Annotated in this window: 1 protein-coding gene; it reads left to right on the forward strand. The window is 31.2% G+C overall.

The genetic code is table 11. The features are described 5' to 3' along the window. A partial coding sequence (locus tag I7X29_RS15595; protein ID WP_225883797.1) for a hypothetical protein occupies positions 1-423 on the forward strand: 423 nt, incomplete at its 5' end. Positions 424-538 lie beyond the last annotated feature (115 nt).

Here is a 538-nt window from a genome sequence, read left to right on the forward strand (position 1 = left end):
ATATTTAATTCACAGAAGGCTAAAAAAGGTTTCTTTCTAAAGCAATGCGTCTCTGCCACTGATATGCTTTTACTGTATTTTGTATTAGATAAATACCTAAGTGCATTAGCTAATAAAACTATTTTAGACAGGACTACAAGAGGACAATTATGGGTGTTTATTAGGAACGTATACAGCTATTTTACCCATACAAAAATACCTTTTTATAAGGAGAAATATATAGATAAAGTACATTACTTTGGGAAGAATTATTTTGTGCCAATGCAAACTTTCCCAATAAACGCATTACTCAAACAAATGCACTGTAAGGATGTATTAAATGCTATTCAAGAGTATAAGGGCACTCCGAAGTATCTTATTGAGTCATACGAAAATGGAAGGGATAAGACAGATTCTTTCTTTTTCTTTTTGATCATCAAGTAGTTGTATTATTCTATTCTCAACTACAAAAAGGAGGGTAATAATGGGTTTGTTACTTTCTATAAGGAAAGAGAAAAGTACTATCGCTTTGCAAGAGATTTTTCACAAGCAAAAAATC

The sequence above is a fragment of the Capnocytophaga periodontitidis genome (assembly GCF_016126015.1).
Taxonomy (GTDB): Bacteria; Bacteroidota; Bacteroidia; order Flavobacteriales; family Flavobacteriaceae; genus Capnocytophaga; species Capnocytophaga periodontitidis.